The following is a 1,680-nucleotide window of genomic DNA, read 5'->3' as shown; positions in this document are numbered from 1 at the left end:
TTGAAAGGCTTACCTGTTTTATTCTTTATCGCAACAAGTAATTCCTCTTCTTCCATTTCTAGTTTCTGTGCAAGCAGCCAACTATCTAAATCAGGATTTTTATACAATTCCTGCTCTATGATATAATTGCTGATGTCATCTAGATCGGTTTCTTTCATTGATTGATAGTTTCGTTTAAGTCGTTAAGCGTTCATACCGCCGCGGCGGGCAAGTCGTTAAAACGTTAAGCGAAGGGGATTCGTAAATATGACGGAGTCTCTTTAGGGAAAAGGTCAAAGGAGAAAGGCAAAAGGGCTAGAATCGTGAATATGACGGAGCCGCTTCTTTGAACGCTTAACGATGAACCTTTAACATCCTCTTTCGTGCTCTTCGGGTTTCTTAGGCAAAGCCGTTAAGTGTTAATAGTTAAAACGTTAAGCGAAGAGGATTCGTGAATATGACGGAGACGCCACTTTGAACACTTAACGCTTAACGCTTAACACTTAACAGCCCTATTACAAAACATCACCTTACAACCTGCGCTCCCCTACCAAATCATCCCTCTCCTATCTCCAAATAAGGCATAGGTCAACATGAATTCATGCGTTACATTCGGTAATAAGTAGCTTTTCAAAGTTGGCATCTCGTAGATGTAGCCTATGCGCATCTTGTCGAAGAGCAAGCCAAACTGGAAGTTGTTTGCATAGTCTATTCTATGTCCTCCTCCTAGCCAAAACTTCTCCTTCAAGACTACTTTCATATTGAATTCTACATTGTCTGGCAAGTCTACCTGACTCCTGTACATGAAGTTGGTTGCTAGAGCTAGGTTGTCGGTCATTCTGTTTCTGTAGCCTGCTTGGAAGATGCCTACTCTTGGCATCCTTTCCATGAATACATCTCCTGAGTTGATCGCTCCTTGATTCACATGGTGTACTGCATAAGATACATAGTAGTTTGGGTGTGTTACCGCTATCCCTAAGTTGAAGTCCATCACCTGCATATTTGAGAAGCTCCCGAGGTACTGTCCTACTATCGGGTCATCTGCTTGCTCCGTTGTCATGCTATTCCCATCTAGGCGAACAGAGCGGTAATTTAAACCAGCTCCTAATCTTAGGTTGGTCTTTTCTCCTATTTGGATCCTAGATGCATAGCTGGCCACAAACTCCGTCTCTGCAAAGGCTCCATACTGATCATGTAGGAGGGAAATCCCTGCTGCATTCTTGCCTAGGATATCTCCTGATGCTTGACCTGAGAGTTGGCCGAAGTCTAGTTCTGCCGAGGCAAAGTAAGTTTTCGGTGCTCCCTCCCAGCCTGCCCACTGATTCCGGACAAAGCCGCGAATCATGGAACCTTCATAACCCGTCAGCGCTGGGTTGTAGTAGCCCTGCAAGTGGCTGAATTGAGAGATGTATTTTCTTGATTGTGCGAGAATATCCGATGTCGTTACAAGGGCTATTCCTATGAATAAGATGATTGTTTTTTTCATGATTTTATATTTTTGAGGAGAAAGGTCAAAGGTTAAAGGTTAAAGGAGTGACGAGTCATTTATTTACAAACTCGTCCTTTATCCTTTTCCCTAGTCCCTTTTGCCTATTTACTTTCTTAACAGATTCAAGATTCCTTTTCTCACTTCTCCTGTCTCTCTCACTTCGAGTGTCCAGTAGTAGCTGCCCACAGGCATCTCCTTGCCTTCGAAGGTTC

The 1,680-nt window shown here is 43.3% G+C and carries 1 protein-coding gene; it reads right to left on the bottom strand.

The features are described 5' to 3' along the window. Positions 1 to 526: 526 nt before the first annotated feature. Complete coding sequence (locus CHB66_RS16710; RefSeq protein WP_089242548.1) at positions 527 to 1,465, bottom strand: PorP/SprF family type IX secretion system membrane protein; 939 nt, start codon at positions 1,463 to 1,465, stop codon at positions 527 to 529. Between the last annotated feature and the right edge of the window lie 215 nt (positions 1,466 to 1,680).

This window comes from Belliella buryatensis (assembly GCF_900188245.1).
GTDB lineage: Bacteria > Bacteroidota > Bacteroidia > Cytophagales > Cyclobacteriaceae > Belliella > Belliella buryatensis.
Note: the sequence above shows the minus strand (reverse complement) of the source record. Positions and strands in the feature narration are given on the sequence as shown.